Origin of the sequence: Clostridium sp. LIBA-8841 (assembly GCF_034439435.1) — a bacterium.
In the GTDB taxonomy this organism is placed as follows: domain Bacteria; phylum Bacillota; class Clostridia; order Clostridiales; family Clostridiaceae; genus Sarcina.
Genome location: NZ_JAPCKJ010000002.1, coordinates 21,519 through 46,208, shown reverse-complemented (window position 1 = coordinate 46,208; position 24,690 = coordinate 21,519). Strand labels below are relative to the sequence as shown.

16 protein-coding genes and 1 pseudogene are annotated in these 24,690 nt (G+C 27.5%); 2 read left to right on the top strand and 15 right to left on the bottom strand.

Annotated features, from left to right (window positions below; translation table 11 throughout):
• Positions 1 to 258 precede the first annotated feature (258 nt).
• The 11 genes from OIF33_RS05890 to OIF33_RS05840 all read right to left on the bottom strand — a co-directional run bounded on the left by OIF33_RS05890 (position 259) and on the right by OIF33_RS05840 (position 14,611).
• Entirely contained in the window at positions 259 to 2,604 is a 2,346-nt protein-coding gene (locus tag OIF33_RS05890; protein ID WP_322503295.1) for an ATP-dependent DNA helicase, read from the bottom strand.
• Between the two features lie 98 nt (positions 2,605 to 2,702).
• Positions 2,703 to 4,106 carry a glycosyltransferase family 2 protein gene (locus tag OIF33_RS05885; protein ID WP_322503294.1) on the bottom strand — a complete coding sequence of 468 codons (1,404 nt, stop codon included), beginning with the start codon at positions 4,104 to 4,106 and terminating at the stop codon, positions 2,703 to 2,705.
• On the bottom strand, positions 4,100 to 5,233 hold the full coding sequence (locus OIF33_RS05880) for a HEAT repeat domain-containing protein (RefSeq protein WP_322503293.1): 1,134 nt from the start codon (positions 5,231 to 5,233) through the stop codon (positions 4,100 to 4,102). Before OIF33_RS05880 ends, OIF33_RS05885 begins: the two co-directional genes overlap by 7 nt.
• A 9-nt stretch (positions 5,234 to 5,242) precedes the next feature.
• Positions 5,243 to 7,300, bottom strand: a complete 2,058-nt coding sequence (locus OIF33_RS05875; protein WP_322503292.1) for a hypothetical protein — start codon at positions 7,298 to 7,300, stop codon at positions 5,243 to 5,245.
• A 14-nt stretch (positions 7,301 to 7,314) separates the two neighbouring features.
• On the bottom strand, positions 7,315 to 8,790 hold the full coding sequence (locus OIF33_RS05870) for a CotH kinase family protein (RefSeq protein WP_322503291.1): 1,476 nt from the start codon (positions 8,788 to 8,790) through the stop codon (positions 7,315 to 7,317).
• 1 nt (position 8,791) lies between these two features.
• A complete protein-coding gene (locus OIF33_RS05865) occupies positions 8,792 to 9,460 on the bottom strand; it encodes a DUF4956 domain-containing protein (RefSeq protein ID WP_322503290.1) in 669 nt (222 codons plus the stop codon).
• A 26-nt stretch (positions 9,461 to 9,486) separates the two neighbouring features.
• Positions 9,487 to 10,179, bottom strand: coding sequence for a polyphosphate polymerase domain-containing protein (locus tag OIF33_RS05860; RefSeq protein ID WP_322503289.1), 693 nt, complete (start codon positions 10,177 to 10,179; stop codon positions 9,487 to 9,489).
• Positions 10,180 to 10,270: 91 nt separating this feature from the next.
• A complete protein-coding gene (locus tag OIF33_RS05855; protein ID WP_322503288.1) occupies positions 10,271 to 11,668 on the bottom strand; it encodes an MATE family efflux transporter in 1,398 nt (465 codons plus the stop codon).
• Positions 11,669 to 11,692: 24 nt separating this feature from the next.
• Positions 11,693 to 12,484 carry a rhomboid family intramembrane serine protease gene (locus tag OIF33_RS05850; protein WP_322503287.1) on the bottom strand — a complete coding sequence of 264 codons (792 nt, stop codon included), beginning with the start codon at positions 12,482 to 12,484 and terminating at the stop codon, positions 11,693 to 11,695.
• 107 nt (positions 12,485 to 12,591) lie between these two features.
• Positions 12,592 to 13,698 (bottom strand): aminoglycoside phosphotransferase family protein, encoded by a 1,107-nt coding sequence (locus tag OIF33_RS05845; RefSeq protein ID WP_322503286.1) that lies wholly within the window; start codon positions 13,696 to 13,698, stop codon positions 12,592 to 12,594.
• Position 13,699: 1 nt separating this feature from the next.
• On the bottom strand, positions 13,700 to 14,611 hold the full coding sequence (locus tag OIF33_RS05840; protein ID WP_322503285.1) for a nucleotidyltransferase family protein: 912 nt from the start codon (positions 14,609 to 14,611) through the stop codon (positions 13,700 to 13,702).
• Positions 14,612 to 14,891: 280 nt separating this feature from the next.
• Here OIF33_RS05840 and OIF33_RS05835 point away from each other — a divergent pair, with 280 nt between their 5' ends.
• Complete coding sequence (locus OIF33_RS05835) at positions 14,892 to 17,498, top strand: calcium-translocating P-type ATPase, PMCA-type (protein WP_322503284.1); 2,607 nt, start codon at positions 14,892 to 14,894, stop codon at positions 17,496 to 17,498.
• A gap of 40 nt (positions 17,499 to 17,538) precedes the next feature.
• On the opposite strand, the gene OIF33_RS05830 is transcribed toward OIF33_RS05835, so the two are convergent.
• From OIF33_RS05830 to OIF33_RS05820, 3 genes are read right to left on the bottom strand one after another with little or no spacing between them, the layout of a single operon-like run.
• On the bottom strand, positions 17,539 to 19,155 hold the full coding sequence (locus OIF33_RS05830) for a polysaccharide biosynthesis protein (RefSeq protein ID WP_322503283.1): 1,617 nt from the start codon (positions 19,153 to 19,155) through the stop codon (positions 17,539 to 17,541).
• 20 nt (positions 19,156 to 19,175) lie between these two features.
• Positions 19,176 to 20,150, bottom strand: a complete 975-nt coding sequence (locus tag OIF33_RS05825) for an RluA family pseudouridine synthase (protein WP_322503282.1) — start codon at positions 20,148 to 20,150, stop codon at positions 19,176 to 19,178.
• 60 nt (positions 20,151 to 20,210) lie between these two features.
• Positions 20,211 to 21,407: a M20 family metallopeptidase gene (locus OIF33_RS05820; protein ID WP_322503281.1), complete on the bottom strand. Its 1,197-nt coding sequence runs from the start codon at positions 21,405 to 21,407 to the stop codon at positions 20,211 to 20,213.
• A 273-nt stretch (positions 21,408 to 21,680) separates the two neighbouring features.
• On the opposite strand from OIF33_RS05820, the pseudogene OIF33_RS05815 reads away from it, so the two are divergent.
• Positions 21,681 to 22,333, top strand: a pseudogene (locus OIF33_RS05815) (4Fe-4S binding protein).
• 235 nt (positions 22,334 to 22,568) lie between these two features.
• Here the strand turns inward: OIF33_RS05815 and OIF33_RS05810 are convergent.
• Positions 22,569 to 24,563 carry an ATP-dependent helicase gene (locus OIF33_RS05810; protein WP_322503280.1) on the bottom strand — a complete coding sequence of 665 codons (1,995 nt, stop codon included), beginning with the start codon at positions 24,561 to 24,563 and terminating at the stop codon, positions 22,569 to 22,571.
• Positions 24,564 to 24,690 lie beyond the last annotated feature (127 nt).

The window sequence follows — 24,690 nt, the reverse complement described above, 5'->3', positions numbered from 1 at the left end:
TAAAATAAATCTTCATATGATTATAACATTAAAAATAGTATAAAACCAAGTTTTATTTTATACTATTTTTAGTGTTATTTCTTTACTTCATAAAGTTCCTTCCAATTAAATTACCCAATTTTTAAACAACAAATTTATTTTAGTTGTTATTACTGTGGCGACATTTATTGAATCAGAGTAAATTAATTCTTTTCATTTTCAATAAATAAAGCACTCATTTAGTATTACACACTAAATGAGTACTTTTAAAACTTTAAATTAAACTTCATTCCAAAACTTTTCACAAATATTTTTTACACCTAATTCATTTTCCGCTAAAATATTAAAAAACCATTCTTTTGGAAGAAGACTTTTATATTTATTGGTAAAGTATCTATCATCTAAAAGAAGTACTATTCCTTTATCCTCTTCTGTTCTAATACATCTTCCTGCAGCCTGAAGCACCTTAATTATTCCTGGATATACATATGCATAATCAAACCCATTTTGCCCTATGGAATTGTAGTATTCTTTTATTGCCTCTCTCTCCAAACAAATTTTTGGCATTCCAACTCCTACAATTATTACTCCAATAAGCCTATCTAATGTTAAATCTATTCCTTCTGAAAAATGACCTCCTAATACAGCTAAACCAATATGACTTTCTTTTCTACCTTCCTCAAACAAAGCTAAAAACTCTTCTTTTTCCTCTTCATTCATATCATTACTTTGAGCTCTTATGCTAAAATCAATATCCTGTCTCTTTATTTCCTCATAAACCATTAGCATATATTCATAGGATGGAAAAAATACAAGATAATTTCCCACCTTACTTTTTGCACATTCTAAGATATAATTAACTATTTTAGGAAGAGTCCTCTTTCTATTAGAATAAGTAGTAGATATATCCCTTCCTACTATGGTTAACTTATTTTTGTGATCAAAAGGAGAACTTAAATTAACAGAATAATCACCCTCCTGTGCCCCATAAAGCTCCTTAAAATACTCCATTGGAAGTAATGTTGCCGAAAATATTATAACCGATTTAAATCTATTCATTATGCTTTTAAGTATTCTAGATGGATCTAAGCAATTAATACCTAATTCTAAATCACTTCCATTTGATTTGTATAGGCTTATAAACTCTTCTCCGTAATAACCACTTATGTTTAAAAACTCATAAATATTAAAATATAACTCTAAAAGATTAGAATTTTCCTCATTAGCTTTGCTTTGATAAATATCTGTTTTCTCTAAAAACCCTCTTAAAATACCATATAATTCTTTAGGTTCTTCTTTTTCTATAAGACTCTTAGTTTCTAAGTTTTCTAGTAATTTTCTTTTTTCTATTAAATATTTATTGGCCCTATCTAAAGAATTAAAAATCCCATTATCCTTATTTTTAAATTCTCTCTTAAGGTTTAAGAAGTCTTCTTTATGTATTCTAGAGGAATACATATCCCTTCCTCTATCAAGTAAATTATGAGCTTCGTCAATTAATACAGTATATTCCTTAGCCTTGCCCTCCATTATTCCTTTTAAAGAAGCCTGAGGGTCAAATATATAATTATAGTCACAGATTACTACATCACAAAAATTAGTTAATTCAAGTGAAAATTCAAAGGGACAAATTTTATACTCATCAGATAATTTATTTATATACTCTAAATTATATTCTCCTTTATTCTTTAAAGCCTCTTTTAAAGCAAGATTAACTCTATCAAAGTATCCATTTGCATAAGGACAATACTCTGGAATACACTTTTTTTCATCCATCTTACAACATTTATCTTTTGCAGTTATATTTACACTTCTTATATTTAATCCCTTTTCTCTCATTATACGAAGGCTGTTATTAGCAATCTCTCTTGTTGTTGTTTTTGCTGTTATATAAAATATTTTAGAAGTTTCTCCTTTTCCTAAAGCCTTTATAGTAGGAAATAATGTAGACATTGTTTTCCCAGTTCCTGTTGGTGCTTCTGCAAAGCATTTTTTCCCTTCTTCAACTGCTTTATATACCCTAACTGCCAATTCTCTTTGCCCTTTTCTATATCTTTCAAAAGGAAACTGTAATACTTCTATAGAATCATTTCTAATATCTATCCACTCTTTTTCTAATAATATCCATTCTTTATATTTTTCTATTAATTCATAAAAAAATCCTTCTAGTTCATTAAAGTTATATTCACGTCTTAAAAACTTTGTTCCAAAATCCTCAATATTGTAATATGTTAATTGAACTATTATAGATTCTAAATTCTTTTCCTTACTATATATATAGGCATATATCTTTGCTTGAGCCCAATGTAATTCATTAAAGTCATAATCTATATCCATAACATTTCTTGTTGTAGTTTTTATTTCATCAATAATTACCTTGTCATTTTCTTCTAATATTCCATCAGCTCTACCTTCTACTCTTAGCGTAAATCCTTCAAATTCAATATCTTCCTTTAAAGACACCTCTGCTTTATCTTTTTCTGAATAGGTACTTTGTATTTTCTTATGTCCTTTTATTCCTTCTAAAGCTCTTACTGATGCCTTTACTCTACTATCAATACTTCCTTTTCTAAGAACGAATTCTACTAGGTTTCTTATAGAAATCTTTATCAATTCATTTTTCACTTAAATCACCTATTTTCATTGTCTATATATAAACTTTATCATATAATTAATAAAAATAAAAAGGGAGAAAGAATTTAATTCTTTCTCCCTTCTAATTTTTATGCACTTTCTAAATAACTTACCCTTTCAATTTCTCCCCATTGATTCTTTTTCTTTCTATAAGTAAATATAGCAACTATTCTAAATAAAGAACATATTTGTCTATATCCAAAAGCCTCAAGAAAACTAAATAACATAAGTTTAAGCTTATCTTTTACTCTTAGATTTGTATCAAAGAAATACTCCTCTAAGAAAATGGATGATATGGATATTAATGTGCTGTATAACATGTAGATACACATAAAAGTAATAAAAAACTTTAAATTTATAAACCCAGTAAAATATGATATTGTTACAAATATAGCTCCACAAATTTCAATTAAACATGATAACATCTCATACACTAAATAGTATAAAAAAGAAAATACACCTACCACACCATATTTTAAATTTAAGAATATATATTTATGCTCGAATAAACTTTGCATAAGTCCCATATGCCATCTTTTTCTCTGACTTTTTAAATCCCTAATCTTTTCTGGAGCCTGAGACCAACAAATAGCATTTGGTGTATATTGTATACTATACTTATTTTCATTCTTCTTATTAAAAGAGTGTAGCTTCATAACAAGTTCCATATCTTCTCCAATACTATTAGAGTTATATCCTCCTACATTTATTACAGCCTTTTTTTTAAACAACCCAAAAGCACCTGATATTATTAGATTTCCATTAAATTTGTTAAACCAAACCCTAGTTGTTAAAAACACTCTATAATATTCTATTATTTGAAAAATAACTAACCACTTCTTAGGAAGACTATTTTTCTTAACTACACCACTTTCTAATAACACTTTATTAGATATTTTTACATTTCCACCAACAGCTATAGTATTTTCATTTTCCATAAATGGAATAACTATATTACTTAAAGAATCTTTCTGTAATATAGAATCTGCATCTAATGTTAAAAACAAAGGATATTTTGAAGCATTAATTCCCATATTTAAAGCATCTGCTTTCCCACCATTTTCTTTATTTATCAAAGTTATATTTACTTTCTCGAATCCTTCATAAACATCTATTGTTTCTTTACATCTTATTAACCTTCTAATAGGTCTTTCAACTTTTTTTAAGTTAAATCTATTTACTAATACATCTAATGTTTTATCTTTAGATCCGTCGTTAATTACAACTATTTCATATTCTGGATAATCTAATGATAATAAGGAATCAATACATTTTAAAATAGTTTTTTCTTCATTATAAGCAGGAACTAAAATTGAAGCTGGGGTATAACTCTTCTTATCATAAATATTTATTGTATTCTTAAATCTCTTCTTTAAGTTAAATTCATATAATTCTATAATAGAATATACAGTAGATATGAAAAATATTATGGCATAAATAAATATATAGTACATAAAAAGCAAATTTATAAAGTCAACTATATTTTCTAACATGTTAAAGCCATTCTCCCATCCTTATAATCTAAAATCTTATCATATAAAGTTTTATTCTTTTGCTGTAAAACATATAATAAAATCTCTTTAGCATATTTATCTTCACTATTTAAAACTTCTTTAACTATCTCTTTAGTACAATTATTTTCTAAAATACTTGATGCTGAATTTAATCTAACATACCAATTTTCATCTTTAATAGATTCTTTTAGACTATTCTCAACTTCAAAAGAATAATACTTACCAATACTTTTTGCTGCCATTGCCCTTTCTTCCCACCATTTAGAAGATAATAATTTAATTAAGCTATCCTGAGCCTCATCATAATAATTATTTCCAAAATATTTTATTATACTTATTCTTACCTCTCTATGACTTTCCTCTTTTAACTTCATTAAAATGCTTTCTTTACAAAAATCAAACTTATTTTTAGAAAAGCTATCTATTATAAGACATTGTATTTCGGCACTTAATTTATCTAAATTTTTTAACAGCTCTTTATTGACCTCATAATTGTTTTTAAACTTATCAAGAACTTCAATAAAAACCTTATTATTTAAATATATTTTATTTTTAGACATATATATTAAAGCCTCGATAAAATTCTCTTTCTTACCAATTCTAGCTATTGAATTTAAAGCATTGTATCTTACATAAAGAGAGTTATCTTCTAAACACTCTATTAAGAACTTTTGTATTTCTAAAGTATTAACCTTATATTCTCCTAAATTTAATATAAAGTAACACTTCTTTATAGAGTCTTTTTTTCTATATTTTTTAATTTCATATTCTATTACTTCTAAATAATTTATCATAAATTTTGATATATCATATTTAGAACTTTTAACATCATTTAATTCTGAAATAATATTATTAAAAGCTTGTCTACTTTTACTTTTTCTTAAAATTTTCTTTACATATAAAATTTCATCTTTAGAAAGATTGTTATTATTAGTTACTTTTAAAACCTGTGTTTTTATATTTTCTATAATTTCATTCTCTATATTACTTATTTTTTCTTCTCTTTTTCTAGTAACTAGTTTTTCAAATTTTATATATAATATTGACATAAATATTATATATATGAAAAGAATTAAAGATAAAAATATATAAGGTACTATCTGCATATTTCCTCCTTATTTCTTGTTAAATTCTTCCTTGAGCATATAATAAGATTCTTTAAGTCTTTCATGGTACTTAGGTTTTGTCCAAGAATCTAAATTAAATGATTGAGAATTTAATCTTAAACTTTCTCCATTCTTATTTTTTCTTGTAACTCCAACATTAACATAATCTATTTTTTTAGAACCGAAAGAAAATGTTTCATAAAAATCATCTATTATACTTTTAGTTGATGGATCCTTAAAGTTTAATATTCCCCATGGGATTCTAAGTTCTATATAATTATCACCAATATAATAGTCAGCAACTGAATTAAACTCATCACTTTTAGGATTTCCATTTCCTAAAACTAAATTTCCTGTTTCATAAGATTTAGCTTCCTTAAATGTATTAGTAACTTCTGAATAACTCTTTTCTTTAGAGTGGATTTTTACTACTGAAAACTTTTCTCCATTCTTATCGACATCAATTTTATTAGGATTTACTTTAAGTTCACTTCTCTTTTCTATAAACCTAAATGTATCATAATATTCATGAACTAATACCTTACTATTTTTTTTACCTAAATCTATTATGAAATCAACATTATTTTCAAAGATTAAATTTCTCTCCTCATTCTTATCAACGCCAGAATTAGGTGTAATATCTAAGTCAATATATATCCTATCTTTTTCATTTATAGGCTTAGTAGATTTTATTAGAAAATATAAGTATTTTTCATCTTCTTTCATGGAAAGACTTAATTCTTCATTTTTACTTATTAAATCTTTTTCTTTCCATTCTCCTATACTTTCATCTGGATAAGAAACACTTTTTTCTTCACCTGGATCAAATGCTAAAATTCCAAAATTTTGACTAAATACTTGAGTATTACTCCAATAAGCACTTTTATCTAAGTTAAATAGCTCTTTTGTATTCCAAGCTGATCTATACCAACTATCCTGCCATTCAAATAAGATTCCTCCAGCGCAGCCTGATTCTCTAATAGCATTATGTGCCTCTATTAACATATTTCCTTGCTCTTTTTCAGTTATATATCCTTTTTCATCATTTTTCATGAAATCTCCAGCCATTCTAGCTGAAGGTATTGAATATTCTGATATAACAACTGGTATACTATGGTATTCATTTAATTTAGTGAAATATTCTAATAAAGTATCATTCTCAAGCAAAGAATCATCCTTTGCTATAGAAACATTATAAGATACAAATATTCCTGCCTTAAAATTATCTGTTCTTTGGATATTTTCAATATCAATGAATCTTTTTTCTTTGTTTTTCTTATTTACGTACCCGTCTCTTATAAATTTCATTATGTCATTTTCCATTGAAACAAAACTTATAGCCCTTTGTTCTTTATAATTTTCGCTTTCATATTCTACTAAATAATCTGCTATATAACTTAAATAAATCTCTGTATCTGAAGCACCATCCTTAACTTGTACATAATTTCCTTTGAACTTAGATAAATCATTCATTATTTCAGAATAAATAATATCATCATAAGATAATTCATTTCCAATTGTATAACCAAGTACGTAATTTGAAATATCAGTTTCATAAACCTTCTTAGCATTACTACTTAATACCGGCACCTTATTTCCATGAATAGCATCAATAGTTATTTCTATGTTTTTCTTTAACTCATCTGAAACCTTTTCTCCTTGAATGTCTTCTCCATTATCTACTTCTACTTCATTTAATGATATTCCTTGCAACAAATAAAGTGGCTTATCATTATTTAAGTTAAAATCATATAAAGCTTTATAAAATTCTGGATTCATAAGCCCTTGAACTCTTAAACAATTTAAATTCAGTTCTTTTATATTTTCAAACCATCTTCTATAGTCTTCTTTATTAGCTTTAAGATCTCCTGGAAAGCTTCCTGGTTTAGTTGAACTGATATTTATTCCATTTATATCAATTTTTTCATCACCTATAAAAATTTTCTTACCATCTACTTCTGAAAAAACATTAATATCCTTTTTTAAATATTCTATTTTTTCTACAAAGCTAATTCCAAATAAGACAAAGAAAAATGTAAAAATACTAAAAATCAAAAATTTTTTCATTTATATTTTCTCCCTTACTCTGTCCATTTATAAAGTTTATCTATATTTTCGTCTATCCATCTTCCCCTATTAACCAAAAATACCTTAAGCATTTCGATTTCTTCATTATAGGAAGTTGCCATATTCTCTGTTGATTTAAAAAGACCAGTATTATCTTTTAAATATTCATCTAACTTTTTAGGATCATCTTCAAATTGAGAAAAGTCATTTCTATAATCTTTAAACATCTCAAATTGATTACACATATATATAGGCCAAACCTCAAAATTCCTATTAGGAGCATCTCCTAACATCTTTACAGTATTATCGATAAATTCAATTAAATATTCATCACTTAAATAAGTTTTTCTAAGCAATTTATATCTATTTATTACTTTTGTTACAAAACTCTTATCTTCCATAAGCCTATCAAACCAAGCAGTTCTATTCATATAAAAACCCTTATAGTCATAATAAGGACTTAAAACATTACTATTTCCCATTGAAGCATTAAAATCCCATACAGGTCCAGCTTTTATTTTTTCTCCAAAATCTTTATGAAGATAAGTACTTAATATTCCTGCATCTGTATTATTAAAGAACTCATTTATAATATAGTAATCAACAAAAGTATCTACATCTATATATTTCTCGTACCCTATATTTTTATTTTCAAATTCATTAGAGTATAAACTTCTCTCAAAAATACTTATAGTTTTACTTATATAGTCCATCTGTCCTTCTGTTAAATCCTTTTTAGGATAGGAAGCTAAAATAGGATAATCATACAAATATGTCTCTTTCCCATAATTATGTAGCACTATATCCTTTTCCTTAGGATTATTCTTTTCAACTATAAAACTTGTTTCATCTCTTGACGAATTACTTTTAGAAATATTAACTCTATTTTCATCTCTCTTTATTTGTTCTATCATTAGAAATACGCCCTTATAATGATTTTCACTTATATGTTCTCCATCATCAACTATAAAAGCCTCACAATACTTAGCCCTTGGAGCATATTCCATAATTTCACCTGATATGTTGTATGCCAGATAATTTCTTAGAAGAGACTTATCCTCAAAGGGAGCATTTAATATCCATTCAGATTCCTTTGGCATACCTAATATCTCCTCTTCTCTTTTCTTTTCATTTTCATCCATTAAATCTATACTATATTGTTTTTTAGGAACTCTTCTAGTTGTATTTCCTCTTATTTTTATTTGTATATTAGATTCTAAAATAGGTTCATCACTTAAACTGTTTATACCATCTTCTGAATCATATATTTTTATTGTTCCATTTATGCTCTCATTTCCATTTATCTTCTTTCCATTGGTATCTATAACTACTAGTGGGAGGTTATAACCTTCTTTTTTTTCATTTTCTTCTTTAGAAAATTCTTTATTATTCGATTCTTTTTCTTTAAAGGTTTCACTAGTACAGCCAATAAAAAATACCGCTAATAATATCTGAGTAAATATTATCCAAAATATTCTTTTTGATTTCATATTAACCTAAAGTCTCTCCATTTTGAGCAACTATATTAACTGCAGAAACCCCCTCTATTGAATATAGTTCTTTTAATATCCCTTTATCATCATCTCTTTTTATTTTTATTTGATAAACTAACTCTATATTTTTTCCTGTTGAATTCTTAGCTCTCAATTGTCCTGATTTAAAAGCTTTAAATACACAACTCATCATTTCTTCTTCTTTTTCTCTTATTCCCCTTATTATTAAAATATATCTGTCTTCCTTACCTAATCCACCTACACTTAAGGCAAATATTATAACACTTAAGAATACAGTTCCAACTATGGCTATTACATAACTTTGTGTTCCTACACATATACCTGTTGAAATAGCCCAAAATATGTACATTGTATCTCTCGGATCCTTAACCGCAGTACGAAAACGTACGATAGATAATGCTCCAACCATCCCTAATGATAAAGCTATATTACTACCTATTACAATCATAACCATACTTGTAATTAAAACTAACATAACTAATGATACATTAAACTTTTTATTATACATAACACCACTATATGTTACCTTATATGTTATAAATATTATTAAACTTATAATTAAAGCCACCACTAAAATTTCAAAAGCTTTAAATGCTCCTATTTCGCTACTATTACTTATTAAATAATCATATAATTTTTCTTTCATCCTATTTTCCCTCACGTTTCTTAAATTTAAGCTAAATAATTTTCAAAAAATCTTCTTGAAGCACAATATTTACTCATTGATTGATTTACTGCATCTCTTCCATTAACTATTTGAGATATCCAACAAAAGAAGTCTCCATCATACTTTACCTCTAAAAGTCCATCATAATGAGTAAATACAGGCGTTAAGAAAACATCTTTAGAAAACAAATCAAAATCAGTTTCGCTAGCCCTTATATCACTATCTAGTGTAACTCTTATACTATTTTCTTCATGTATATATGCTCGTCTATTATACTCTACTAAAACAACCGGCTGATATTGCCCTATTGTCATTATGTTATAAGCAGCCTCTGCAATAGGACTATTGTATTTTAATAGCACCGTATACTCCTTATTTATTAGAGCTATTGCATCTTCTCTACTTATACTTAAAGTTTCTTTCTTTTGATTAACATTAATCTTTCTTTTGATTTCTAATTTAACCCACTGACAATCTGTCCTATATATTCTAAGTCTAATTTTCTTCCTTACTTCTTCACCTCCAATCTTTGCATAGTAATCGCAATTATCTATAGAATCAAAATATAAACTTCTAATACTATATCCATAATTACCATTATTTTTATCAGGAGTTAAAATCTTTTTAAGCAAATTTTCTAATTTATAATAATCAAATTCGCTTATTGCATACTTTAATTCTCTTCTATTTACAATCATCTTAAGTTCCTTTCTTAATTTTTTGGATTTAAAAAGCTATTTTTAAATTAACGATTCTTAGCGATTCGCATTTTAAAATAGCTTTTATTGATTAATAATTTACTTTTAACTCTTCCTCTTCTAAACTTTTTGATAGATGTTTCTTATAAAATACAGCAAAGCATATTATAGTAGTTAAAGCTGCTATTATATCTGCAAATGGTTCTGCCATAAGAACACCTTTTAGTTTATTTTCAAAAATCATTGGAAGTATATATATAAATGGTATTAAAAGTACTACCTTTCTAAGCAATGCTAAGATTAATGATATCTTTGCTTGTCCTAAAGCTAAGAAAGTCTGTTGACATGCAACCTGCGCACCGAAAATTCCAATACCAGCGAAGTATATTCTAATACTCCATGAAGTTATCTCCATTAATTGAGGATTATTACTATTAAATATTTTTACAAATGTTTCTGGGAATGTTATTAACGCTCCCCACATAGTAATACTAAATACTAGAGAAGAAATTAGAAGTAATTTAAAAGTCTTTTTCACTCTATCAAGCTGCTTTGCTCCATAATTATAACTTATTATAGGTTGAGCTCCTTGAGAAAGCCCCATTAAAGGAAGTAATATAATTTGCATTACACTACTCATAATAGTCATAGCTCCTACAGCTAAGTCACCACCATATTTTAAAAGATTATTATTCATAGTTATTATTACTAAACTTTCTGTAGCCTGCATTATAAAAGGTGATATACCTAAAGCCATTATTGAAAATAGTATTTTTAACTTTGGCATTAAGAATTTCTTTCTTATTCTAAGAATACTTTGCTTTCCAAATAAGAAATATAATACCCATATAGCAGATGCCATTTGTCCAATTATAGTTGCTAAAGCTGCTCCTTTAACTCCCATGTCTAAACCAAAAATTAATATAGGATCTAAGACAATGTTTATTACCGCTCCAACCATAACTGTTATCATACCAGTTTTAGCAAATCCCTGTGTATTAATAAAAGGATTCATACCTAAAGCTATTTCAACAAATATAGTACCTATCAAATAAATACCTAAATAATCCATAGCATATCCTATAGTTGCTTCACTAGCTCCAAAAGCCCATAAAATAGGCTCCTTAAATATAAAGAAAATTACAGTTAAAATTACTGCTAATCCTACAAGTGCAGAAAAACTGTTTGTCATTATTTCTTCTGCATCTTCTTGTTTTTTCTCTCCCATTTTTATAGCTGCTAAGGGAGCTCCCCCCATACCAATTAGTGCACTAAATGCAGATACTATCATTATAATTGGGAAAGCTACTCCAACACCCGCCATTGCCATATCACCTGCAGGTAATCTTCCTATAAACATTCTATCAACTATATTGTATAGAACATTAACAAGCTGAGCGATTATAGCTGGCATAGCTAATTTAAAAAGAAGTTTTCCTATGCTATCTTTTCCTAAGTCTGTTGACTTTTTGCCCATATTATTCACCATTCTTTCGTTTTATTAAATTTAATTTTATTTATGTTCATGATTTTTTATATGATTTATACAATAGCATTTATTACCAGAGCATTTAGAACAATATCTAAACTCCATATTTGGATCATCAACTTCTGTAATTCCACACACCTCACATTTATGTCTAAAATTAGGTGTTTTCATTTTACTTTCAAAATTTTTCTTTCTATAATGATTTTTAGATGTTGATACTGTTCCTTTTACTATGTCCTTCCCAAAGAAAATCAAATAGTTTATAATAGGTGCCAAAACTAATAATTTTCCACCCATAGAATTTGCGGTAATTAAATTCCAAATTATTAAAACCCAGTTTAACATTGCTAAATGCTTAACCTTAACAGGAATTATAAATAAAAATAATAATTGAAAGTTAGGATCTACCTTAGCAAAAGCTAAAAATAAAGATAAATTTATATATGCTGCTGTTGCTGGTGTCTTTGTCAAAAATGAAATTATTATTGTGCTTAAAACTCCTATAAAATAATATATATTAAATTTAAAGCCACCTAATTCACTTTCTAAACTACTTCCAGCAAGGTAATAAAAATATAAAGTGAAAACTATAAATAGAGGACTAGCCATTGGAGGAATAAATATAAATGTTATTAATCTCCATATCTCTCCCTTAAGTACTAAATCTGGCACTAATACTAAATTGAGTACAGATCCTTTTCCATCAGATGTATACATCATAATATAAATAAGTGCATTAAAAAGTATTATGTACATCATTAAGTTCTTTATATAGAACTTTCCAAATTTTCTTTCTAATATATCCCAAAGCTTCATCTTGCACTCCCTTTCTTTAATACTAAATAGGTGAATTAATTTATTCACCTATTTAGTATATCATTATGCCTCAAAGAATGGTAAAAATTTATATATCAATCTATACTTTAAACATATTTATATATAATTTTTTTCATACTATTCATTTGAGATTCCATATCTGAGACAAGTTTAAATTGGTTTCTGGCTCTATCTAAATTATGATTTTCTCTATGGATCTTAAAGTAAATATCCCCATTTAAGTAATCCATAAGGAATCTCATTCCACATTCAAAAGTCATAAGCTTGGCTGCAAAAGATAAGTATTCAATTTCATCCTTAGTAAAGGCATCTCCTGCTGACTCTAAGAATCCTTTTGCAAAATGCTCATAAAGATTCAAATCAAAATTTACCTTTGATAAATCCACCTCATCTTCTAAAGCTGTTGTTGCTCCTGAACGAATTGAATCTCCAAAATCATATAAAGATAATCCAGGCATAACAGTGTCTAAATCAATAACGGCTATTCCCTCTCCAGTCTCGTCATCTATCATTATGTTATTAAACTTTGTATCATTATGGGTAACTCTTAAAGGAATTCTATTTTCTTTAATCATATTTACTAAAACTTTAGTATCCTCAGCACGCTTAATAACAAAGTCTATTTCCTCCTGAACACTTTCCGCTCTTCCTTTTATATCTTCTTTTACAGCTTCCATAAAGGCTTCAAACCTCTTTTCTGTATTATGAAAATCTGGAATAGTTTCATAAAGTAATTCAACATTAAAATCAGCTAATTGTTTTTGGAATTTTCCTAAAGCCTTACCTGCAGTATATAAATGTTCTGGTTTTTCAACTATTTGATATGTGCTAGCACCATGGATAAAATTAAATACTCTCCAATAATTACCCTCTTCACATTTATAATAGTTCATACCCTCTTTAGTCTTAACTATGTTTAAAGTTTCTCTTAAAGGATTTCCATTTTCCTCTATAATCTTATTTTTTATATGAGAAGTAACTTTCTCAATATTCTCCATTAACTCTTCTGGATTTTTAAATATGTCTGAATTTACTCTTTGAAGAACATATTTTATCTCTTCTCCATTTTCTCCTTCACATCTTAGTATGAATGTATCATTTATATGACCACATACATGACTATCTGATGTCTTAAGTTCTCCTTCTAATTTAAACTTCTCTGCTATGTTTTTAAAATTATACGTCTTAATCATATTATTTAAACTCCTCCCACAAATTAGCTGGATAAATTTTTTTTGATAACTTTCTTAAGGAGTTACCTACCTTTTCCTTATCTTCTTTATAAGTTACCCCATACCACTGTTCACTTGATTTAAGCACTTTAACCTTTGTCTTACCTTCATTTATAAGGGTATCTATTGCCACTGGTAAATAAAACTCATCTTTACATTTATCTATATTTTCATCTTCTAAAAAACTTAAAAATTTATTTTCTAACTCCTTGAATATACTAGGTTTTAATCCCCATATATTCATAGAAACTAAAGTACCTTTAGAAATTTCATTAAGAACATTATCTTCCTCATAAAATATTTTATTATCAATTTTCATTATTTTGGTTCTTTCTTTCACTGATATTAAATTGCCTTTATCATCAAAATCACATACTCCTCTAGATACGCTTCCAAAATCAGTTAAAGTTTTATCAACCAAAAATCCAGCCATAAAATACTCAAAATCATCCTTGCTCTTTTCAAGTTCTTTACAAATGATATTATAAGTTTCTCTTCCATAAAAGTCGTCGGCATTTACCACAATAAATGGTTCCTCCACAACATCTTTACAACATAGTATTGCATGTCCAGTTCCCCATGGCTTAACTCTTTCAAATTTATCTCTAAATTCTTCTTTTATATTATCAATTTCTTGAAAAACATATTTTGTTTCAACTATTTTTTCTATTTTAGCACCTATAGTTTCTCTAAATATTTTAAAGATATCTTTTTTTATTATGAATACAACCTTTGTAACACCAGCCCTGATAGCATCATAAATTGAATATTCAATTATTGTTTCTCCGCTAGGACCGATCTTATCCAACTGTTTTAGACCACCATATCTACTCCCCATTCCTGCTGCCATTATTACCAAAGTAGTCTTGGTCATTTCCATATCCCCCTTCTATAATAAGTTATCCTCTTTTTAATACCATACCATTTACCACAAATTATAAGTTATTTAAACATATAAATTTATTTTACTAAAATTTCCGTTTTTTTTTATTATGTTTCTTTTAAATTTATAAAAATTTTAAATCTTGTTAAATATTATCTTTTTTATATTTTCAAAAATATAATGTTTTATAGAAAATAAAAAATTTCTCTTATTTCTGTATTTTTTTTAATAAAAATCTATAAGCTAATATAATAGAAAGGATGTGATTATTTTGTGGTACAAAAAATCTAAAAATGAAATATTAGAAGAGTTAAATGTGGATGAAAAAAATGGTCTCTCCTCTGAAGAAGCCTTAAAGAGACTTGAAAAGTACGGCAAAAATAAACTGGTAACTAAAAAGAAGAAAACCATAATTCAACAATTTTTAGCCCAACTTAAAGATGTGATGATTTATATTCTTATTATCGCTGCAATCATATCAGCATTTTTAGGAGAAATAAGTGATGCTTTAATAATAGTGTTGGTAGTACTAATAAATGCAATCATTGGAGTTATTCAAGAGTCTAAAGCTGAAAAGGCCTTAGATGCTCTAAAAGAGCTCTCAACTCCCAAAGCTCTTGTTAAAAGAGATGGCTCTTTAAAAGAGATTCTTTCTGAAGATGTTGTTCCAGGAGATATAGCCATAATAGATGCTGGTAGATATATACCCGGTGATCTTCGCTTAATAGATACAGCAAATTTAAAAATAGAAGAATCAGCTTTTACAGGTGAGTCTGTTCCTTCAGAAAAAGATGCTTCTTTTATTGCTGATAAAGAAGTTCCAATTGGTGATCAAAACAATATGGCATTCATGTCAACTTTAGCTACCTATGGACGTGGAGTTGGTGTTGTTGTCGGCACTGGTATGAATACTGAAATTGGTAAAATAGCTAAAATGATAGAACAAGAAGAAAATGAACAAACTCCTCTTCAGAAAAAACTAAGCGAATTAGGTAAAATTCTAGGATTTTTAGCAGTGGGAATTTGTGTACTTATATTTGTTATTTCTTTCTTTCAAGGAAGAGATTTGCTTGAAATGTTTTTAACAGCCATATCACTAGCTGTTGCTGCCATTCCTGAAGGGCTTCCTGCTATAGTTGCTATTGTATTAGCCTTAGGGGTTCAAAGAATGGTTAAAAAGAATGCCATAATAAGAAAGCTTCCCGCTGTGGAAACCTTAGGTTCTGTTAGTATAATCTGTTCTGATAAAACAGGTACACTTACTCAAAACAAAATGACAGTTACCACAGTCTATGTAAATGATTCTTATATAAAAGAAGGTGATTTTAACCTAAATCAAAATGAGTCTAAACTTTTAATAGATTGTATGGTTCTTTGTAATGATGCAACTTATTCTGAAAAAAACAAAACCGGTGATCCTACTGAGATTGCACTTTTAGAAAGTTCTTTTAAATTAAACATATTAAAAGAAAATCTTGAAAAAGAATTTAAAAGAATAGACGAAATTCCTTTTGATTCTGATAGAAAATTAATGACCACAGTAAACTTAGTAAATGAAAAAGCAAGAGTTTTCACTAAAGGTGCTTTAGACTCAATATTATCTATTTGTAATAAAATATCCATTAATGGAAGCATATTAGACTTTACACCTGAATATAAAAATAAAATTTTAGAAAGCTCCAATGTAATGTCGGATAAAGCATTAAGAGTTCTTTCTTTTGCTTATAAAGATATCTCAAAAGATAATATAATTTTGGATTCTTTAGAAAAAGATTTAATATTTATCGGTATGGTTGGTATGATTGACCCTCCAAGATTAGAAGTAAAAGATTCTATTGAACTTTGTAAAAGCGCAGGAATAACACCTATTATGATAACAGGTGACCATAAAAATACAGCTTTTGCTATTGCTAGTGAGCTTGGAATAGCTGAAAATATATCCCAAGCAATCACAGGCCATGAAATAGATCAATTTAAGGAAGAAGAATTCAATGAAAAAATCGTAAATTATAGGGTTTTTGCAAGAGTATCTCCTGAACACAAAGTTAAAATAGTTAAAGCCTTTAAATCTCATGGAAATATAGTTTCTATGACTGGAGATGGAGTAAATGACGCTCCATCCTTAAAAGCTGCTGATATAGGTGTTGCTATGGGTATAACTGGCACTGATGTATCTAAAGGTGCTTCAGATATGATTTTAACTGATGATAATTTTTCAACCATTGTTTCTGCTGTAGAAGAAGGAAGAAAAATTTACTTAAATATAAAAAAATCCATAGTATTTTTACTATCCTGTAATTTAGGTGAAATTCTAACCTTATTTACGGCTATACTACTTAACTGGAATTCTCCACTTCAACCAATACACATACTTTGGGTTAATTTAATAACAGATAGCTTTCCAGCCTTGTCTTTAGGTGTAGATAACACTAAAGAAGATGTTATGGATAAACCACCTAGAGATCCTAAAGAAAGCATTTTTATTAGAAGTGATAAAATACAATTGATTATAAATGGTATTTTAATAGGTGGTATAACCTTGTTTGCTTTTAAATTAGGTGAAAGACTTTATCCATCATCCTTGGTACATGCGCAAACAATGGCTTTTGTTGTTCTAAGTGTGTCTCAATTATTTTTATCACTTTCTCTTAGAAGCAATACAAAGTCAGCTTTCTCTTTAGGGATATTTTCAAATAAATACTTAGTTTATTCAATATTACTTGGAATCTTTCTTCAAGTAATAATAATATCTATTCCTTTTATTGCTAATATCTTTAAGGTTACTCCATTACTTTTCTATGATTGGATTGTAGTTATATTAGTATCACTGATTCCTTTTGTAATAAATGAAATTTTAAAACTATTTAGAAAAAAATAATAAAAAAGTAGGTTATCTATGTTTAGATAACCTACTTTTTTTATTTAATATTCTTCCTTAAGAATTTTGGCATAATCCTTAAAAGTTTAGGTGAAATTTCTCCTATATCAGCTTTTTTAACACCACCTAAGATTATAATAGCATGAAGATACATAAATGCACCCATTGCTATTATTACAAGTAATATAGTTATACCAAATATAAAACTTAACTTATTTAAATCTATAAATAAAGATAATACATATTTGCTCAACATTATTCCTATGCTCATGTATATCGATGCTAAGACAGGTTTTACTGCATATTTAAACATTGATATTTTCATCTTTAATGTTTTTCTCATTCTAAAGTGATTAAGCACTAGAGAAATTGTGAAAGCCACCATTCCAGAAATTACAGCCCCGTAAATATTTATATTAGGATTTGCAACTAAAGTCATATTCAATGTAAACTTAACTACAATACTAAGTGCTAGAGTAAATAATACATAGTAAAACTGGCTTACACTCTGAAGTATTACGTTCTGCATAAGTACTATTGCCGTTAAAGGAATCATAGCAGCACCTATTACCATCATCATATATCCATTTGAATCTGCAAAGATATATTTATATATATTTTCACTTAATAAAGCTAAGCCAAAAGCTGCTGGTATAGATAAAAGATATGTAATTCTCATAGAGAAATTAATTTTATTTTTTATTTCTTTTTTGTCCTTTAACACATATGCTTTGGATATTGCAGGTAATGCCATATATCCTAAAGATGTTATAAACACCATAGGAATATTTAATAAAACTTTATATCTTGTTGAAAAATATCCATATAAAGCATTTGCTTCATTTCGTGAAAATCCTGCAGCATCAACAAGTCTGTTACTTACTGTTAGCATATCTATTATATTTCCCAAGTTCTGAAGTCCTGTACTAAGAGTTATTGGTAAACCATATTTAAATAATGTTCTTGCTATCCTCTTACCAGTAATTCTTTTTACACCTGGCTCCTGTCTTATCTTAGCTTCTTTTTCAACTCCATATATATTATATATGTATATTAAATATATAACTGCCATTAGCGCTCCAGCTGATGAACCAATAGTTCCTCCTGAAACCCCTAATGATAAACTCTTCTTTATAAGCAAGTATGCACATATCAAACTTAAAGCTACATTTACGACCTGTTCAATCACAGTTGCAATAGCAATTGGTGTTGCTTGAGATCTTCCTTGAAAATATCCTTTATATGTAACTAATACTGTTGTTATCATAATTGTAGGTGCTAAAAATATTATTGGATAAACCATTTCTGGCGACTGGCTTATGTTTGCTATAAAATTAGCTCCTAACATTAAACATATAGTAAATAATGTTCCTACTACAAGTAAAAATGCTCTAGAAATTTTAAATGCTCTTAAGGCATCTTTATAATTACCAATTGCATCCAATTCTGAAACATACTTTGATATGGCTGTTTGTAATCCTACATTTGTTAATGCGTATACAAAAACAAATATCTCATAGGTTTTACCATATATACCCATACCAACTTCTCCTACGATTCTAGTAAGAAAAGGCACATAAATTAAAGATAATAATTTAGCAACTATGCTTGCAATAGAGAGTATTGCAAATCCTCTAGTTATAGACTGCTCTTTCATAAAAATCTCCTATCTTAAAACTAAATCCTAAATTTAAATACATCCTTCTTTATCTTTTTAAACATCGGAGGTAATCCCTGAGCTATAGTTTTATTTTTTAAATAACTAAACTTTTCAGGAACCTCTTTAAACGTAACCTTATACGCATAAAGGAATTGATATGTTAATCCAAATTTATTTTCAAAAAACGAATTCATTTTATTATCACCATATTTAAAATCTCCAACTATAGGATTTCCTAAATGAGCTAAATGGGCTCTTAACTGATGACTTCTTCCTGTTATAAGTTCTATTTCTAATAATGAGAATGCACCATTAGTTTGTATAACATTAACATCCATTTTTATTTTCTTTGTATCTGGCTTTTCAGTATCATAAACCGTTGACTTATTAGCTTCATCATCTTTTGATATGTATGCTTCATACTTTCCAGGTTTTATTTTACCTTTAACTAAAGCACAGTAATACTTCTTAACTTTTCTTTCTCTTATCATTTCATTTAATAATTTTAATCCTTCGAAATTCTTCCCAAAGAATACTATTCCTGAAGTATTTCTATCTAATCTGTTACAAGATGCTGGAGTAAAAGTTAATTCGTTTTCTGGAACATAGTCTCCTTTTCTGAATAAGTATGATAATACGTAATCAGTTAAGGTTGGAGCTCCATTCTTTTTATCTGAATGAACTAATACTCCTGGCCATTTTTCAACTAAAAGCATATTTTCATCTTCATATACCACTTGAAGTGATCCTGAATCAACCATTTGGAAATTAGGCTTTTTCTTCTCTTTAGTTACTACGCTTTGAAGATATCTTATTTCTATAACATCTCCCTCTAAAAGAGAGTACTTTTCTTTTTGCTTCTTCCCGTTTACTCTTATATCTCCTTTTCTTAATGCTTTAAATATAGCACTTAGAGGTACATCCTTTAAATATTTTCTTAAGAACTTATCTAATCTCTGTCCCGCTTCATTTGTACCTATCTCTATTTTCAAATTGCTTCACTCCTAAATTCAAATCATTTTATAATTACTATTTTATAGATTAATATTAAATTACTCCCTTGTCAAATAATTTAATACAGATTTACATTGAATTGAAACTCCAATTGGTAATAAATTCTCATCTATATCAAATCTACTATTATGAGCTGAATAAATAATATTTCTCTCCTCATTTCTAGCTCCTAAGAAGTAAAATGCTGATTCTCTTTCTAAGGCAAAATATGCAAAACTTTCAACGCCTAGCTTTGGTGCTTCCTGTTCTTTGACATTCTCAGCACCAATAATTTCTTTAGCTGCCTCAGATACTAAATCAACAACTTCACTATTATTATATAGACATGGATAGCTCTCTTCTATTTCTATTTCACACTCACCTCTCATAGCAGCGCAAATTGAAGTAGCTATTTCTCTAAGTCTTTCCTTTGCATAAGCTCTATCCTCTAAAGTCATAGTTCTTATAACACCTCTTAATACGACTTCATCTGGTATTATATTTTGAGCAGTTCCTCCATTTATACTTCCCACTGTTACAACAGCTGGATTTACTGGTTTTATTTCTCTACTTACTATTGTTTGTAAGCCTAAAACAACTTGAGAAGCCATAACTATAGGATCTACAGCCATATGTGGGTATGCTCCATGGCCTCCTCTTCCTTTTATTTTTATTGTGAAAGGATTAGATGCGGCATTAACAACTCCTTTTTTTATCATTATTTGTCCAGCATCTAAAGTCTCCTCAACATGAAGTCCTATTATTTTTTCTACTCTAGGATTTTCTAAAACTCCCTCTTCTATCATTATAGGAGCTCCACCTGTTGTTTCCTCTGCTGGTTCAAATAATAACTTAACAGTACCGCTAAACTTATCTTTATGTCTATTTAATAACTTAGCTGCACCTAATAATATTGTTGTATGTGCGTCATGTCCACATGCATGCATTTTTCCTTTAACCTTAGAAGAATATGAACAAGTCTTCTTATCATCCATAGGAAGACCATCTATATCTGCTCTTAAAGCTATACATCTGTCTTTTTTATCATCATCTGTTAGTGTTCCCTTTATTACACCACATACTCCTGTCTTCGCAGTTTCTATATATTCAATACCTTCATTAGTTAAGAATTCTTTTATTTTTCCTGAAGTTCTCCATTCTTCAAAACCTAATTCTGGATTTTCATGAAAATCTCTTCTTAAAGCTACTAATAAATCTTTTATTTCTTGAGCTTCCTCCATTAAATTTATATTCATTTTTAACACCTACTTTTTGTTTATAAAATATATATATTATATATTTTATTTATTTTATATATTTTTGATTATATATTACTATTTTTTTTTATTCAATTATATTTTATACTCATTTACGAGTATATTATTTAAGACTATCCTATATAATTGCTTATAATACTGAGTTTTTAAACTTAATTAATTTTTTTAAGTGATAAAGTTATAGTTCTATTTCTACATTTTAAATAGAATAATTACATCAATACAAACTTTTTTATTAGGAGGATTTATTAAATGAATACTTTTCTTAAACTTTGGAAGAAATACTCTTTCTTACTTTTAATATTATTTGTTATTTTAGGCCTTTTTGATTTGAGATTCGCTATAGTAGCTGCCATCTGTATGATTGCACCCGTAGTTGTTTCTGTATTTAGAGGTAGATTTTGGTGTGGTAACTTGTGTCCTAGAGGTAACTTTTATGATAATATAATTTTAAAAATTAGTGGTAAAAGAAAACCGCCTAAATTTTTTAAATCATATTTATTTAGATTCTTAACCCTAACTTTAATGATGACTGTATTTATTTCTGGATTATATAAAAATTGGGGAAACCTTTATGGAATTGGAATGGTATTTTATAGACTAATTGTTGTAACAACAGTAATAGGAATTTTACTTTCTTTAATATATAATCATAGAACTTGGTGTAGCTTCTGTCCTATGGGAACTTTAGGCTCACTAGTATCAAATTTTAATAAAAGAAAAAGAGTATTACAAGTATCAAACTCATGTGTTTTATGTAAACTATGTGAAAAAAATGCCCCTTAGGCCTAGTTCCTTATGATTATAAAGGCGATTTATTAAGTCATCCTGATTGTATTCAATGTGGCCAATGTGTTACCGCTTGTCCTAAAAAAGCTATAGGATATGATACTCTTAAAATATAATATATTATTAATTTTTAAAATATTTAATAATTAATATAATATCAAAAATACCAAATAAATATTATTTATATTTCAAACACTATTTCTTAAAATCAATTAAATTATAAGGTGTATCAAGTTCTATTATGAATTTTTGATACACCTTATTTTTATTATGATGTATTTCAAAATAATATTAATTCTTTAACGCTTCTCTGTTTTAAATAAATATATAAAAATAACTTTCAGCAATGGTTTAAACTTCGCAAATTATTTTTTCTACCAAATTATTCTCAATTAATGTTCTTAAAGAAAACTTTTTGCTTCCTCCTTGAACAAATTTTACTTCAACAGTATCATTATCTATTTTAAATATTTCTCCTATTCCAAAATAATTATGTCTTACTACGTCTCCCTCTTTTAATCCATAATCTCTTATACTAGATTCATCCTCTAAATTTATATTACTTAAAAATATAGAAGGGTCCTTAAATTTCCCCCTTACATTCTTTGGTGCATAAATATATAAATTACTTATAGCTCTAGTTATTCCTACATAAAAAAGTCTTCTCTCCTCTTCTAAATTTTCCATGCTGTTTTTATGTGGTATTGTCTCATCAACAACATTAACAATATGAACATTTTTAAATTGCATGCCTTTAACTCCATGCATTGTACTTAATATTACTGAATCTATATTCCCTTTTGAATTTATGTTTTCCAAGTTCTCTTCAACACTTTCTATATGTGCTAAGAAATTTATTATGGATTTAAACTCTGTAGCAGAACTTTTAAATTCATCTACAATATCCAATAATTCCTCTTGATTTTGCTTAAATTTAGAAGAGTATTCCCTAATATACTGACTATATTCTAAATCACTCAATATAAAATCAATAGCACTATTTAAAGAAAGTTTATTTAGATACGCTATATCATTTTTTAATTCTTCAAACTTTCTCATTTGAAAAGGATGTACTCCCTCTCCACTCATTAATATATCAAATACATTTTCTTGTTTTTTAGAATTAAAAACTCCATATATAGCACTTTTAGATACATATCTAAATGGCTTATTTATTATTTTATTAAAATCCTCTTTATTAAATGGATCTATTGCTAATCTTAAATAAGCTATTAAATCTTTACATATAAAATGATTAAAAAAATTATATTCTTTGTCTAAAAGCTTAAAAGGAATCTTTTTTCTAATAAAAGCATCAATAAAACTTCTACTTTCCATGTTTGTTCTATAAAGAATAGCATTATCAGAATATTTATTTCCTAGTCTTTTAGCCTCCTCTATCTTTCCAATAATCATATTAGCCTCTTCAGATTCATTAAAAGGTTTTTTAAGCTCTATATTACCTTCATTTTCATTAAAAGCTATTATTTCTTTTTGGTACCTTTCTTTATTATGCTTTATAATATCCTTAGATACCTCAACAATATTTTTAAGGCTTCTATAATTGTATTTTAAATAAACTTTTTCACTTCCTTCAAAATCCTGTCCAAAATTTATCATACATTTTGGAGTTGCTCCTCTAAAGGAATATATACTTTGATCTTCATCTCCCACACAAAAGACCTCATTATTTATAAGTCTTAAAAATTCTAACTGAACTTCATCACAATCTTGAAACTCATCAACCAATATATATTTTATTAAATTTCTATAATATCCTAATATATGAGGATTATTTTTCAAAAGAGCTACAGCCTTGATTTGCAAATCATCAAAATCTAAGAGTCCCCTTTCATTTTTAAAGGTTTCATATGCTTCATAACATTTATCAAAAATATCCTGCGTCATTGATATTTCTAAATCTTTAGATGAAACTTTTTTTCTAGATATATTATTTAATACCTCTTTTATTTTTTCATCACTTACTTCTTCTATATAAGTTGATAAAACCTTTTTTATAACCTTATAAGCATCCTTTGCTTCTATAATCCTTATATCTTCCTTGTTTCTAAGCAATATCTTGTAAAAAAGTCCATGAAATGTCCCAAAGAAAGGAATAACACCTTCCCTATGCATCTCTTTAAATCTACTTTTCATATTTTCTGCTGCTGCCTTAGTAAAGGTTATTACCACAACATGTATTCCTCTAATTTTCTTTTCCTCTAAAAGATACTTTATTCTATTTAATATTACAGTTGTTTTTCCTGCTCCTGGAGGTGCTATAACAAGAATACTTTTACTATTTGCCTTTACAGCCTCCTTTTGATATTTATCTAAATTTGACATGATAATTCTCCTAAATTTAATAAAATTTATTTTAATTATTGACTAAATTAATATTAGTAAAACATAATATTTAGTAACATATATATTGTAATAATTCTAACTACTGGTTACAATAGTTATTGACAAC